The sequence below is a fragment of the Paraburkholderia sp. BR10923 genome (assembly GCF_040948765.1).
Lineage (GTDB): Bacteria > Pseudomonadota > Gammaproteobacteria > Burkholderiales > Burkholderiaceae > Paraburkholderia > Paraburkholderia youngii.
On record NZ_JBFPKO010000002.1, the window covers coordinates 244,058 to 257,761 of the forward strand.

The 13,704-nt window shown below is 65.0% G+C and carries 12 protein-coding genes; 6 read left to right on the plus strand and 6 right to left on the minus strand.

All coding sequences use genetic code 11. From position 1 onward, the window contains the following. Positions 1-162 precede the first annotated feature (162 nt). The 3 genes from AB3X94_RS04540 to AB3X94_RS04550 all read right to left on the minus strand — a co-directional run bounded on the left by AB3X94_RS04540 (position 163) and on the right by AB3X94_RS04550 (position 3,375). Positions 163-1,614 carry a glycosyltransferase family 2 protein gene (locus AB3X94_RS04540; protein ID WP_368610879.1) on the minus strand — a complete coding sequence of 484 codons (1,452 nt, stop codon included), beginning with the start codon at positions 1,612-1,614 and terminating at the stop codon, positions 163-165. Between the two features lie 63 nt (positions 1,615-1,677). Beyond that, on the minus strand, positions 1,678-2,277 hold the full coding sequence (locus AB3X94_RS04545) for a cytochrome b (RefSeq protein ID WP_176107025.1): 600 nt from the start codon (positions 2,275-2,277) through the stop codon (positions 1,678-1,680). A gap of 120 nt (positions 2,278-2,397) precedes the next feature. Beyond that, positions 2,398-3,375, minus strand: a complete 978-nt coding sequence (locus tag AB3X94_RS04550) for a LysR substrate-binding domain-containing protein (RefSeq protein ID WP_368611021.1) — start codon at positions 3,373-3,375, stop codon at positions 2,398-2,400. 180 nt (positions 3,376-3,555) lie between these two features. Here AB3X94_RS04550 and AB3X94_RS04555 point away from each other — a divergent pair, with 180 nt between their 5' ends. Continuing rightward, positions 3,556-4,539, plus strand: coding sequence for an aldo/keto reductase (locus AB3X94_RS04555; protein WP_176107026.1), 984 nt, complete (start codon positions 3,556-3,558; stop codon positions 4,537-4,539). Positions 4,540-4,813: 274 nt separating this feature from the next. On the opposite strand, the gene AB3X94_RS04560 is transcribed toward AB3X94_RS04555, so the two are convergent. Further along, complete coding sequence (locus AB3X94_RS04560; RefSeq protein WP_368610880.1) at positions 4,814-5,698, minus strand: LysR family transcriptional regulator; 885 nt, start codon at positions 5,696-5,698, stop codon at positions 4,814-4,816. A 186-nt stretch (positions 5,699-5,884) separates the two neighbouring features. Here AB3X94_RS04560 and AB3X94_RS04565 point away from each other — a divergent pair, with 186 nt between their 5' ends. The 3 genes from AB3X94_RS04565 (at position 5,885) to AB3X94_RS04575 (ending at position 9,021) form a co-directional block, all read left to right on the plus strand. Then, positions 5,885-6,109 (plus strand): hypothetical protein, encoded by a 225-nt coding sequence (locus tag AB3X94_RS04565; RefSeq protein ID WP_176121089.1) that lies wholly within the window; start codon positions 5,885-5,887, stop codon positions 6,107-6,109. 187 nt (positions 6,110-6,296) lie between these two features. After that, positions 6,297-7,565, plus strand: coding sequence for a multidrug effflux MFS transporter (locus tag AB3X94_RS04570; protein ID WP_368610881.1), 1,269 nt, complete (start codon positions 6,297-6,299; stop codon positions 7,563-7,565). Between the two features lie 55 nt (positions 7,566-7,620). Then, the gene (locus AB3X94_RS04575) at positions 7,621-9,021 is read left to right on the plus strand and encodes a DHA2 family efflux MFS transporter permease subunit (protein WP_368610882.1); all 1,401 of its coding nucleotides are present in this window, start codon (positions 7,621-7,623) and stop codon (positions 9,019-9,021) included. Between the two features lie 32 nt (positions 9,022-9,053). Here AB3X94_RS04575 and AB3X94_RS04580 read toward each other — a convergent pair whose 3' ends face one another. Continuing rightward, positions 9,054-9,773 carry an SDR family oxidoreductase gene (locus tag AB3X94_RS04580; protein WP_368610883.1) on the minus strand — a complete coding sequence of 240 codons (720 nt, stop codon included), beginning with the start codon at positions 9,771-9,773 and terminating at the stop codon, positions 9,054-9,056. A gap of 82 nt (positions 9,774-9,855) precedes the next feature. Between AB3X94_RS04580 and AB3X94_RS04585 the strand changes: the two genes are divergently transcribed. Both AB3X94_RS04585 and AB3X94_RS04590 read left to right on the plus strand, forming a co-directional pair. Next, positions 9,856-10,806 (plus strand): LysR family transcriptional regulator, encoded by a 951-nt coding sequence (locus AB3X94_RS04585; protein ID WP_368610884.1) that lies wholly within the window; start codon positions 9,856-9,858, stop codon positions 10,804-10,806. Between the two features lie 93 nt (positions 10,807-10,899). Then, positions 10,900-11,304 carry a DUF3224 domain-containing protein gene (locus tag AB3X94_RS04590; protein WP_176107032.1) on the plus strand — a complete coding sequence of 135 codons (405 nt, stop codon included), beginning with the start codon at positions 10,900-10,902 and terminating at the stop codon, positions 11,302-11,304. Positions 11,305-11,409: 105 nt separating this feature from the next. On the opposite strand, the gene AB3X94_RS04595 is transcribed toward AB3X94_RS04590, so the two are convergent. Continuing rightward, a complete protein-coding gene (locus AB3X94_RS04595) occupies positions 11,410-13,677 on the minus strand; it encodes a glycoside hydrolase family 3 C-terminal domain-containing protein (RefSeq protein ID WP_368610885.1) in 2,268 nt (755 codons plus the stop codon). Positions 13,678-13,704 lie beyond the last annotated feature (27 nt).

A 13,704-nucleotide genomic window follows, 5' to 3' on the forward strand; every position in this document is an offset into this window, starting at 1 on the left:
TACCAGTCTACTTGATGCAGCCGCCGCATGGCACTGTGGCGGGCATGCGCGATGCGTCGCAGCACACATTGCGCATCGGCCGCATCGGCGTGAAGGATCTACCTTTACCACACCCGCCCTACAGAAACATTGACCTGGGTTATGAGCTGTCCATCGACGTGCTCAATCGTCGTCGCGAGCGACGAGCCCGGTGCGCCGTTGCACGCCCCATGCGCGGCCGCCGCGCAAAAAGTGCAGCCAGCCGAGCGCGGCACCCAGATGACGCGCGAGCTGGAACGTGAACGGCTCGGCGACGGCCGCGAGCATCGCCATGCCGAGGCTGTTGCCGCTGCGCTCGCCGGTCCAGCGCCGGTACAAATGGATGCTCCAAAGGTAAAACGCCAGATCGATCGCCGTTTTCAGACCGATCACGCTGAAGATCGACACGACGATCGCGCCATGTCCGCCGAATAGAAAACCGAGTAGCAATGCGAATGCCGTGAGGCCGTAGATCGGCTGCATCGTGTCGACCGCCTTGATCGGCAGCATCAGCATGCCGAGCGTGCCGTAGCGCGGATTGCCGGTCATGTCGCGGTTCCAGTACTGCGTCTGCAGGAAGCCCGCGAACCAGCGGCGACGCTGGCGCAGAAAGCTTGCGAGGGTGTCGGGCGCATCGGTGCGCGCATGCGCTTCGCCGAGCACGCGCACGTCCCAGCCGAGCTCGTGATCGACCGAATAGCGGCGCAGCCGGTGAATCAGCTCGTAGTCCTCGACCAGACACTGCGGATCGAAGCCGCCGACCGCGACAAGCGCATCGCGGCGGAACGACGCGAATGCGCCCGAGATCAACAGCAGGCTGTCCGCGCGCATCCACGCGAAACGCGCGATGAAGTTGCGCATGTACTCGTAGGTCTGGAACCACTGGAACACGCGGCCCGACAGCGACTTGCCGCAGACCGGCACGAGAATGCCCGCCGCTGCGACGAGCGACGGTTCGCTCGCGAACGCGGCGCGCATCGCGTAGGTGGCGTCGTCGTCGAGCAGCGTGTCCGCGTCGACGGTCATCACGGTGTCGGTCGTCATCACGGTGATCGCGGCGTTCAGCGCGCGCGCCTTGCCGCCGTGCGGCACGCGCAGCCAGAACAGATTCGGATGCAGCGAACTCGGCGCGCTCAGCACGCCTTCGGCGGCGGGCGTGAGGCCGAAGCGTTGGGTGAGCAAGTCGGCAGTAGCGTCGGTGGAGCCGTCGTCGGCGATCACGATCTGCGCCGGGCCGTGCGTTTGCCTCAGCAGCGCGGCGAGCGTCACCGGCAACACGGTGGCCTCGTTATGCGACGCGACGATGACACCCATGCCCGGCAGTTCGCGCCGTTCGTAGTCGGCTTCGAGCGGCGCCGCGCGGCGCGTGAGCGGCAACGATTTCCACGTGACGAACGCGAGCAGCAACGTGTCATAGACGACATACGCAATCCCGGTTGACCACGCAAGCGCACCGCGCAGAAAGAACGCGCGCGCGAACAGCAGCGCCCACAGCACGACGACGCTGGAATGGATCAGCGTGCTCCAAAGCGTCGCGCGACGCGGCAGGATGCGTGGTGACGCGGCCGCGAGTGCCTGTTCGAGGGTCTTCTTCAAAGCGAATATTTCAGGTTGGAGCTGGTGGCGGTTGGTTGATGAAACCGTGTTCGTGCCGCGGCTTTACGGCTTCATGCGCTTCAACACCGATTTGCGATCGAGCCATTCATGCTTGAGCGCGCCGCCGATATGCATCGCCAGCAACGCATAAAGCGTATAGCCGAGCCACGTATGCAGCGCGCCGAAGCGATCGTGCAATGTCTCCTTCAGCGTCGGGTCGAGGTGCATCACATAGCCGATACGCGGCCATTGGAACAGGCCGAACCACTGCATCGGATGCGTGGCTGCGCCCTTCCACGCGGAATCGTGCAGCCAGCCGGACAGCGGCAACGCAATCATCAGCAAATACAGCGCGAAGTGCGCGAGATGCGCGGCCATCTTTTCCCACGACGGAAACTCGCGCGGCAACGGCGGCGGCTTGTGCGACAGGCGCCACAGAATGCGCAGCACCGCGAGCCCGAGCACCGTGATGCCGATCGATTTGTGCGTGTCGATCACAGGACGCACCCAGTCGTCGGGCAGGGAATCAGCGGACAGAGCGAGCACGACGTTGACGATCATCAGCAACGCGATCAGCCAGTGCAATGTCATCGCGGTGCGCGTGTAACGCGGCGGGTAAGTCGCATCGGTCGAATCGGCCAGGGAGTTCGCTTGGGTGTTCATAGGGGTTCCGTTCACGAAGGCGATGAAAGGCGCGAAAGATGTTTGAAAATCGACGCTGCCGGTATCAGGCAAACGCCCAAGTTTGCCGTCTTATTCCGTAAAGCGCTTAACGTGCGTGTTTCAGTTTGTTTCGGGCTTTTGATTTCGCGCACCGACTCGTTTCACGGGATGACGCGGGTCCTTGTTCCGCTCATCGCTCAACTGCCGCTCGCCCCAAGCGCGCACTGCTTCGGCGAACAAACGCAGCGCGGTCGGCGGATGACGGTTGGCCGGGTAGTACAGGCACAAGCCCGCGAAGGTCGGGCTCCACTCCGGCAGCAACTGCACGAGCCGGCCGCTCGCGACGTGTTCGGCCACATGGTCGAGCGGCACCCAGGCGACGCCGATGCCGGCCAGCGCCGCTTCGACCATCAGGTTCACATTGCCGAGCGTCATCGGTCCATCGACGTCGATGCTCGCGCTCTTGCCGCGATGCGTGAGGTCCCAGCGACACAGCGTGCCGCTTTCAAAGCGAAAGCGAATGCAACGGTGCCGCATCAGATCGTGCGGCGCCTTGGGGGCGGGATAACGCGCGAGATACTCGGGCGACGCGGCCGCCACCAGACGCATGTCGCGCCCGAAGCGGACCGCGATCATGTCGCGCGGCACGTCCTCGAGCACGCGGATGCCCGCATCGAATCCTTCGGCGACGATATCGACGAGCCTCGAATCGACCACGAACTCGACGTGAATCTCCGGATAGCGCGCGAAGAAATCGGGCAGCACATGCCGTACGAGCTGTTTCGCGGACGCCTCCGAAGCGCTGATGCGGATCGTGCCCGACGGCCGGTTGCGCGCGGCCGTGACTTCCCCGACCGCGTCGTCGAGATCCGCCAGCGCCGGACGCACGCGCCGTAGCAATTGCTCGCCAGCTTCCGTCAACGCGACCGAACGCGTGGTGCGATTGAAGAGCCGCACGTCGAGGCGCGACTCCATGTTGCGCATTGCGTGACTCAACGCCGACGGCGACAGCCCGAGCACGCGCGCGGCGGCGCTGAAGCTGCGCTGCTCGGCGATCGTGATGAAGGCGGTCAGTTCGGCAAGGCCCGCGCGCGGCAGTCGGGAATTCGCCATTTGTGAATTCAATTCAATACGTCATGCAAGTATAGAGATATTGTTGAGCCGCACACAGCAACCTAAACTCGCTTCCAGTGCCGCGACTCGCGTGGCGCGTGTCGCATTCAAAGCGTCGTGGTCCCGGCAGCAGCCGGGGGCCGGGCGCATCAACTGGAGCATCGTATGCAAACACGTCAACTCGGTAAAAGCGGCCTCGAAGTATCCGCGCTCGGCCTCGGCTGCATGGGCCTGAGCTTCGGCTACGGCCCTGCCACCGAAAAAGCGGCCGGCATCGAATTGATCCGCGCGGCCTTCGAGCAAGGCGTCACGTTCTTCGATACCGCCGAGGTCTATGGTCCGTTTGTGAACGAAGAGCTGGTCGGCGAAGCGGTCGCGCCGTTTCGCGATCAGGTGGTGGTCGCGACCAAGTTCGGCTTTCAGGACGGCGACACCAAAAAGCCGCTCAACAGCCGGCCCGAAAACATTCGCGCTGTCGCCGAGGCTGCGTTGAAGCGTCTGAAAACCGACCGCATCGATCTGTTCTATCAGCATCGCGTCGATCCGAACGTGCCGATCGAGGACGTCGCCGGTGCGGTGAAAGATCTGATCGCCGCGGGCAAGGTCGGGCACTTCGGGCTGTCCGAAGCGGGCGTGGAGTCGATCCGCCGCGCACACGCGGTGCAGCCGGTCGCGGCGTTGCAAAGCGAGTATTCGCTGTGGTGGCGCGAGCCCGAAGCCAGCGTGCTGCCGACGCTCGAAGAACTCGGTATCGGCTTCGTGCCGTTCAGCCCGCTCGGCAAGGGCTTTCTGACCGGCGCGATCGACGAGCGCACGACCTTCGACAAGAGCGATTTCCGCAATATCGCGCCGCGCTTCTCGGAAGAGAACCGCAAGGCGAATGCCGCGCTGGTGGACGTGCTCGGCCGGATCGCAGATGGCAAAGGCACGACGCGCGCGCAGATCGCGTTAGCGTGGCTGCTCGCGCAGAAGCCATGGATCGTGCCGATTCCGGGCACGACGAAGCTGCCGCGCCTCGCGGAGAACGTCGGCGCCGCCAGTGTCGTGCTGACGCCGGCGGATCTCTCCGACATCGAAGCGGCGCTCGAGCAGATCAAGGTGGTGGGCGAGCGCTATCCGGCGCAGCTTCAGCGGTTCATCAACCGCTAGGCGGTGCGCGGTCGCGGCGCTTCAGGTTTTGGACCTGTGCCGCGGTTTGCCTGGCTTTTTGCCCGGCGCCCCGCAGATCAGCGCGACGCCAGCCTGCGCCGTCGCGCGCAGCGACTCGCGCGAGTCGCCCGCGCGCGAGCGCAGCGCGAGAGTATGCAAAATCGCCGATGCGACTCGGCACGGCGGAACGCGCGAAATTGCAGGAGTGGCTTGGCTTCATCAGCACGGAGCTGCACAAGGGAGTATTCGTGCCGCTGCTCGATCCGGACGCTCACTAGCTCGACCGCAAACTCCGCAATACGTCGAGCACATACTGAGTCGGACGCTCCACCGTACCCGAGCGATAGGCCAGGCCCAGCTGCCGCCATAACGCCGGGCGCAGCGGACGTGTGACGATGCGAGTGTCGGCCGTTGAGCAGCGCGCTTCCTGCGGCAGCAGCGCGGCGCCGTATCCCGCCGCCACGAGACTCTTGATCGCATCCGAGTAGTTGAGCTGGATGCGCGGCGTGGGATGCTGCCCCGCCGCGCTGAACCATTCCGTCGTCAAACGGGAAAGCCGCGTGGTGGCATCGTTCAGGATCAGCGGCTTCGCGGCGATCCAATGCGGCGTGATGCGCGCCGGACATTGCCACCCGGCCGGCATGAATGCGACCACCGGATCGCGGCGCCATTTTTCGATCGATAGCCCGCGTATCGGCGCTTGCGGCAGCGCCACGATGCCCACGTCGAGCGACTCCTCCGCGAGTCGCGTCAGCGTTTGCTGCGAAGTCAGCACGGCGATTTGTACGTCGATGCCGGGATGGTCCTCGGCCAGCCGTTCCAACGCCTGCGGCAGCAGATTCGCGATGGCTGCGGTGGAAGCGCCGAGCCGAACCCGTCCGCCGAGCCCTTCCACCTGCCGCCGCACGTCTTCCAGCGCCTGCTCCGCATTCGCCAGCAATTGACGCGCATAGGCCACCAGCGTCTCGCCGATCGCCGAAGCCCGCACCTGGCCGCGTTTGCGCGACAGCAGCGGCGCACCGACGCGACTTTCGAGATCCGCGATATGCAGACTGACCGTGGGTGGCGCGAGATGCAGAACGCCAGCGGCCTCGGCAAAAGAGCCGAGGTCGGCGACGACAACGAGGGTGCGCAGGCGGTCGAGACTGATCTCTCTCATCGGAGTCGGAATGGCATTGGTCAGAAAACCTGAATCACATGGTCAGTAAACTCAACTTTTCCAATCTTACGTGCAGATGGAACATGGTGGCGCTGGTTTTTGAACGCTGACTATCGGGACATCGGCATGAACTCATCTTCAACAAGAAGTTGCGAACCGGAAGACGCTTCTCATCCGCTAGACGCAATGTCGGACGACGCCAGGTCGTTGCTGCTCGGGTTCGTCTTTACAGGCGTCGTGCTGGCCCTCGCCGTGATGGCGATGATCTGGACGGCGTCTCGCCCCCCGCTCAAAGGCAAGGACTGCTCGGACCGCATCGCAAACGGCGAACACGCGAGCTTCGTCGCGTTCTTCCAGGACCCGGCGGACCACGGGGCGTTGCTGCGGTCGATCGAAGATTGCGCGAGATGAGCGTCGTTGCGGCGGCATAGCGCGCCGGTCGGCCGCGCCATCCCACACCCTCGCCAGGGAATATCCCACTTCCCGCGATACCACGGGCACAATACCCGGCGATAATGCCGGGGGCACCCGCGTCTTTTCCGTTCGATATCCGAACGCGCCGCTGCCCGCGCCGCCAGTGTTCCCTTTCGATGCACCCATGAGCCACGCTACCGCCGACCAACCCGCCTCCGCCTCCGCCGACTCCGCTCCGAACTCGCCGCGCTTTCTGTTGTTCCTGATCTGCCTGTTCGCATCCGCCGGACAGCTCGCCATCGACATCTACGTGCCCGCGCTGCCCGCGATGGCGCACTACTTCGGTACCTCGCCGCAAGCGATCCAGACCAGCGTCACCGGCTACATGGCCGCCTACGCGTTCGGCCAGCTGATCTTCGGTCCGATCGCCGACGCGTATGGCCGCAAGCGCGTGCTCGCGTTCGGCCTGACCGTCTACACGGTCGGGTGTCTGCTGTCGCTCGCGGCGCCGAATCTCGAGACGTTCATCCTCGCCCGTGCGTTGCAGGGCTTCGGCATCGCGAGCACGAACCTGCTCGCGAAGGCGATCATCACCGATTCGTTCGCGGGTCAGGCGTTGCTGCATGCGTTCACGTACATGTCGATCGCATGGGGGCTCGCGCCGATCGTCGCGCCGGTGATCGGCGCGCATCTGCAGACGGCGTTCGGCTGGCGCGCGTGCCTCGTGTTTCTGCTGATCTATTCGCTGGTGATGTGGGCGCTCTTGTGGCGTTATCGCGAGACCTTGCCGAAGCCCGTGCATCTCGAACCGCGCACGCTGACCGCGAACGCGCGCAAGGTGCTCGCGAGCCCCGTGTTCCAAAGCTGTTTCCTCGCGCAGGGCCTGTGCTACAGCATCCTGCTCGTGTTCAACATCGTCGGGCCGTTCATGGTGCAGACCACGCTGCACAAGCCGCCGACCTTCTTCGGCTATCTCGCGCTCGGCATCGGCATGATGTACTTTCTTGGCGGTCTGTCGAATCGGCTGCACGGTCCGCGTCTGCCGAGCGCCGAGCAGCGGTTGCGCATCGGCGCGCGGCTGATGGCGGCCGCGTCGGTTGTGATGCTGCTGCTCGCGCTGACGGTCGGCCTGCGCGTGTGGACGCTCGCGACGCCCGTGCTGGTGATGGGCTTCTGCGCCGGCGCGATGTATCCGACGCTGATGGCGAAGGGCAACTCGCTGTTCCCGCACATCGCGGGCCTGACGAGCGCGATTCTCGGCTGCGCGCTGCTGCTGGTGTCCTCGGCGATGATGGGGCTGGCCGGCTTCGTGTCGGTGCAGGTGCTCACGCCGCTCGCGCTGTTCTTCGTGGTCCTCGCGTTCGTCGTGGTGATGATGGTGACGAAGCTGCTGCGCCATCTCGAGCAGGTACAGCCCGCGGCCGCGGCGACCGCGAGCGGCAACGCAGCGTGAGCCGGTACATGAGCCTGACCGAGCGCCAGACCTTCATCCGTACACGCGCGGACCGATGAGCGGCATGCGCGAGCACATCTCCGCGTCCGCTTCCGAGCGGATCGATCCCACCGTCTGGAAGGTCGCGGCGGTCGTGTCGATCGGTTCGTTCATGTCGCAGATGGATTCGACGCTCGTCAACGTGTCGCTGTCGACGATCGGCCATACGCTCGATGCGTCGATCGCCACCGCGCAGTGGATCGTCAGCGGCTACCTGCTCGCGATGGCGTTGATGTTGCCGCTCAACGGCTGGCTGGTCGACCGCATCGGCGCGAAGCGGCTGTACCTGTTCTGCTTTTCGACGTTCACGATAGCGTCGATGCTGTGCGGCGCGGCGCAGACGATCGGCGAGTTGATCGGCGCGCGCATCTTCCAGGGCCTCGTTGCCGGTGTGCTCGTGCCGATGGCGCAGATGATGATCGGACGAGTGGCCGGCAGGAACCTCGAGCGCGTGATGGGCTTCACCGCGCTGCCCATTCTGCTCGGTCCCATTCTCGGCCCGGTGCTGGCCGGACTCGTCCTCGCGCACGCGAGTTGGCCGTGGCTGTTCTTCATCAATGCGCCGGTGGGCGCTGTCGGCATCGCGATGGCGGTGTTGCTGCTGCCGCGCGATGCCCCTGCGTCGCAGAAGCGGCCGTTCGATTTCACCGGCTTTGCGCTGATCTCCCCTGGGCTGGTCGCACTCGTCTATGGACTTCAGAACGCGTTGCGCGCGGTGGGCCTCGCGTGGCTGCTTGCGGGCGTCGTGTTTCTCGCCGGGTTCGTGCTGTACGCGTTGCGCAAAGGCGATGCCGCGCTGATCGACGTGCGCATGTTTGCAAGGCGTACGTTCTCGGTCGCGGCACTCGCGCAGTTCTCCGCGAACGGGATCATGTATGGACGACAGCTTGCAGTGCCGCTGTTTCTGATCGCGGGCTGCGGTTTGTCGGCCGCGCACGCGGGCGGCCTGCTCGCGGCGACCGGCGTCGGCATGATGTGCTCGTTCCCGCCGATCGGCTGGTTGACCGAGCGGCTCGGTTGCCGCGCGCTCGCGGCGGCCGGCGCATTGCTGGCGTTTCTGAGCACGCTCGTGTTTCTGTGGATGAGCATCGCTTCGTTCTCGGCCGGATGGGCCGCTGTCAGTCTGTTCCTTGCGGGCGTCGGTCAGGGGACGATCAGCGTGCCATCGATCTCGGCCGCATATTCGTCGATCCCGAGAGAACGGCTCGCGGTCGCGAATACGGCGTTGAACATCGCGCAGAGAGTGGGCGGTCCGTTCGCCACGACGCTGCTTTCGATGGCGCTCGCGTTGACGCTGCACGGTGCTTCGGATGTACAGCCCAGCCGATTTCTGCCGATGTTCGTGCTGCTGGCCGCACTGCATTTGCTGTGCTTCGCAGCGACGATGTGTCTGCCGGTTCGGGTTCGGAGGGCGTAGGACGCCTCAGCGCACATTCCCGCGCCCGTGCTTCACAGCAGTCGCAAGCCGCCGTCACACTCGATCACCGCCCCCGTCATGAACGTGTTCTCCAGCAGAAACTGCAGCGCGTGCGCGACATCGTCGGCCCGGCCGACGCGCCGCACCGGTAGCGTTTCGCTTTGCTGCCGAAACAGCTCGCTTTTCACGCTCGCCGGAAATCTGTCCCACCACGGCGTATCGATCACCCCCGGCGACACCGCGTTCACGCGCAGCGGCGCCAGCTCGCGCGCCAGCGTGCCGATCATGCTTTCGAGTGCGCCGTTGATCGCGCCCAGACCCGCCGTACCCGGATTCGCGATGCGCGCCGAAATCGCGGTCAGAAACGTGATGCTGCCGTCGCGACGCAGCGCGGGCAGCGCGGTCTGCGCCGCTTCGAGCTGCGGCCAGAACTTGGCCTCGAAGCCGCGCCGCAGCGCGGCCAGATCCAGCTCCGCAAACGGCCCCGCGCCTTCGCCGCCCGACAGCGTCATCACCAGATGATCGATCCGGCCGAGGCCGCCGAAAAAGCGTTCGAGCGCCGCGCGATCGGTGCAATCGAGCGCGTCGCCCGTCACCTGTGCGCCGATGCCGCTCAGCGCATCGTCCAGCTTGGCGCGGTCGCGCCCCACCGCGACGACGCTCGCGCCAGCCGCCGCGAGCCGCTTCACCGTCGCGAGCCCAACACCCGACGAACCACCCAGCACCACGACCTTCTGATTTTGCCAGTCCATTTCATTGCTCCTGAGAGTGAACGGAAGACCCCGTGGCAGTAGAATGCGCGGTGCACGCCCATCATTCAAATCGTTTAATGTCATGGCCAACATCATTGAAAATGATTTTCGGCGCTTCGACCTGAACCTGTTGCTGACCTTGCGCGCGCTGCTGGAAGAGCGCAGCGTCACGCGTGCCGCGCAGCGGCTGTTTCTTGGCCAACCGGCCGTCAGCGGCGCACTGAAACGCTTGCGCGAGACCTTCGGCGACGAGCTGTTCGTGCGCACGCCGCAAGGCATGACGCCGACGCCGCGCGCGCTCGAACTCGCGCGGCAGATCGAGCCATTCCTGCAATCGCTGCATCAGGCGCTCACGCAGCCGTCCGTGTTCGATCCGGCCCGCGCGCAGCGGGTGTTCCGCATCGGCCTCAGCGATTCGCTCGAACTGCTGCTGATGCCGGAGATCATGGCGCGCCTCGCCGTGGCAGCGCCCGGCGTGAAGCTGATCGCACGCTCCACCGATTCGACGCGCGCCGCCGCGATGCTCGACGATGGCGCGATCGAACTCGCAGTCGGCGTGTTCCGCGAGTGCGTGCCGTGGCAGCGACTCATGCCGCTGTTTTCATGGCGCTTCGTGAGCGTCTACAACCCGCAACTCGTCAAGACGCGTCGCAAGCATTTGTCGATGGACGAATTTCTGCGCCACCGCCACGTGCTGACTTCGTTCAGCGCCGAGCTGCGCGGCTTCATCGATGAACGACTGGAGCTGCAGGGACTGAAGCGCGAGGTCGTGTTTTCGAGTTCGAACTTCGCGACCAGTCCGTTCATCGTGCAACGCACGGCGGCGATCGCGACCGTGCCGGAGTTCATCGGCCGCGTCTGGCGCGATACGCTCGGTCTCGCGCTCAGCCCGTTGCCATTCGAAGTGCCGGGCTACGAGGTTTCGTTGATGTGGGCCGCGGCGCACGATCAGGACCCGGCGTTGGCGTGGTTGAAGCGCGAGTTCGCGAATGCGTTCGGCACGGCTGACAGCACGGCGCGTGCGGCTAATTGACAGCGACGTGTGCTACGGTTCACCAGCGTCACATTGCGTTGCGTCTCGTTTCACCGCTTCGCCATCGCCCGTTCAAGCCAGGAGGAAATCCCGATGACTCAGCACATAGCAAAAGGCACCTTCATCGTCTCCCTTCAACCGATGCCGTTCGAAAACGCGGAGGCCGAATCGAAGCTCGGCCGCATGTCGATCGACAAGCAGATCTCCGGCGATCTCGTCGCGACCACCCAAGGGCAAATGCTGAGCGCGATGACGAACGTCAAAGGCTCGGCTGGCTATGTCGCGCTCGAACAGGTGAGGGGCACGCTGGCGGGCAAGCAGGGCACGTTCGTGCTGCAGCATATCGGCGTGATGAATCGCGGTGCTGCGTCGCTGGCGGTGACGGTCGTGCCCGATTCGGGCACGGGCGAGCTGAGCGGCATTGAAGGCGAGTTCAAGATCGACATCGTCGATGGCGCGCATTCGTACGAGTTCGCTTATCGGCTGCCCGGCGGTTGACATGCCGAAACCCGAGCGGCCACGACACGAGCTAGCCGGGCAGTCAGGACACGGAGCTATACCCCGTACCCTGCTGCCGGGCTTGCGGGTTCAACACCTCGGCGCTCAATGCCCCGCGATCGTCAGCGATGCCGTCAACGCATTCGGATCGCGCGAAGAAGCCCCCGCGATCATTTGATAGACGCCGCCGTTCAGCTTCCACACGTGATTGGTCGCGTCCCACGTCGACAGCAGCTTCGGCGCAATCGATACGCTGATCTGCTGCGACTGCCCCGCCTGCAACGCGACCTTTTGCCAGCCGACCAGGCGCTTCGGGGGTTCGCCCAGACCGCTCGGTAACGCGGCATAAACTTCGGCGATTTCCCCGCCCGCGCGTGAGCCGGTATTCTTGACGGTAAAGGTCACAGTCACATTGCCACTCGCATCCACTTGCGCGTTGAGGCCCGAGTAGCTGTAGCTGGTATAGGACAGCCCATAACCGAAAGGGAACAACGGCGCGATCTGCTTGCCGTCATACCAGCGATAACCCATGAAGAGCCCTTCGCTGTAATTGACGGTCGTATCGGTGGCCGAGATCGTCGGCTGCGGCAGATCCGCGTCCTGCATCGGGAACGTGATCGGCAATTTGCCGGATGGATTGACGGCGCCGAACAGCAGATCGGCAATCGCCTGGCCGCCCTGCACGCCCGGATACCAGGCCTCGAGCACGCCATGCACGTTGCCGAGCCACGGCATCAGGACCGGGCTGCCGTTTTCGAGCACGACGATCACGCGCTTCGCTTGCGCCGCGACCGCGGTGATCAACGCGTTCTGATCGTAGCTCTGGTTATAGCTGTCGGTCGCATTGCTCGGCAGGCTCAGACTCGACAGATCCGCGCCTTCGCTTTCCCATTGCGTCGCGAACACGATCGCCACGTCCGCCTTCGCGGCCGCGGTGGCCGCCGCCGCCGCGTTCGTGCCGTCGACGAAGGTCACGCTCGCGTTCGGCGCCTTCGCCTGAATCGCGGCTAGCGGTGCCGACTTGTACCATGTCGCGCAGGTGCTCAGCAGCGGCGACGGCGACACGCAACCGGACACCGCGTTGCCCGCGGCCGCCGGCACGGCGCCCGAGCCGCCGCCCGATAGCACGCCCGCATCCGCGTGACCGCCGATCACCACGATGGACGACAACCCCGCCGCGTTCAGCGGCAGCACCGGCTGCGAATCACCGTTCGCCACCGCGTTCTTCAACAACACCGACGATTGCTGCGCGACCTGCAACGCCAGCGCATTGCCCGCGGTTTGATCGACACTTCCGCCGGTGGTCGGCGGCGAATCGAAGACGCCATAGCGGATCATCGTGCGAAGCTTGCGCTGAACCATGTCGTTGAGTCGCGCCATTGGCACGCTGCCGGCATTGACCGCGCTCGTCAGCGCGGTGTTGAAATAGGACGTCAGCGTGAAGCCTGGAATCGACGCTCCGCCGCCGAGATCGCCGGGCTCTTCTTCATCGAGGCCGGCCAGCGCCGACGCGACGGTACTGTGCGTGGCGGTCCAGTCCGATTGCACGACGCCCTTGAAGCCCCACTCGTTCTTCAGCACGGTGGTCAGCAGATACGGGTTTTCGCACGCATACACGCCGTTCACCAGGTTGTACGAACACATTACGTTGCCGGGCGTGCCCTGCGTGACGCCGAGTTCGAATGCGAGCAGTTCGGTCTCGCGCATCGTGCGTTCGTCGACGACCGAGTTGCTCGTCATGCGGTTCGTTTCCTGATCGTTCATCGCGTAGTGCTTGATCGTCGCGATGACGTTCTGCGCCTGCGTGCCGATCGTGCGCGCGGCGCTCAGCGTGCCGGTCAATACCGGGTCTTCGCCCATGTACTCGAAGGTGCGGCCATTGCGCGGTTCGCGCGCCAGATTGACGCCGCCGCCGAGACCTTCGCCATAACCGAGCACGCGCAGCTCCGTCGCGATACGCGCGCCGTACTCGTTCGCGAGCGCCGGGTCCCAGCTTGCCGCGAGCGCCACCGGCGCGGGCAGCGCCGTCGCATTCGACTTGACGACATTGACGCCGCCCGCCGAATCGGCCATTGCAAGGCCCGGAATGCCAAGCCGCGCGATGCCCGGAATGTAGCCTGCTCCGTTGACGCCGGCCGGATACGGACCGCCCAGTCCCGCGTTGGGGATGCCGACACCGTGCACGAGCTGGATCTTTTCGGCGGTCGTCATTTGCTGGACCAGCGCGGCGGCACGCGCATCGGCGCGTGCATCGGGATCGCTCGGCAACGGCGGGTCACTGAGGCTGCTGCCATTGCCGCAGGCGGCGAGTACCACCGCGACACCGCAGGCGATGGCGCCTGCGGCAAAGGGTATCGTCAGCTTGCTTCTCATCGTCTCGCTCCGGGTTGTCGTTGTCGG